General features: G+C 53.7%; 1 rRNA gene. It reads left to right on the forward strand.

Annotated elements, in window-relative coordinates:
* Window positions 1-268 (forward strand): 23S ribosomal RNA (locus tag QSK35_RS42610); the annotation flags it as partial.

Raw genomic sequence — 268 nt, forward strand, 5'->3', positions numbered from 1 at the left:
CGAAATTGCATTACGAGTAAAGATGCTCGTTACGCGCGGCAGGACGGAAAGACCCCGGGACCTTTACTATAGCTTGGTATTGGTGTTCGATTCGGCTTGTGTAGGATAGGTGGGAGACTGTGAAGCGGCCACGCCAGTGGTTGTGGAGTCGTCGTTGAAATACCACTCTGGTCGTATTGGATGTCTAACCTCGGTCCGTGATCCGGATCAGGGACAGTGCCTGGTGGGTAGTTTAACTGGGGCGGTTGCCTCCCAAAGAGTAACGGAG

This window comes from Lentzea sp. NBRC 105346, assembly GCF_030269605.1.
Lineage (GTDB): Bacteria > Actinomycetota > Actinomycetes > Mycobacteriales > Pseudonocardiaceae > Lentzea.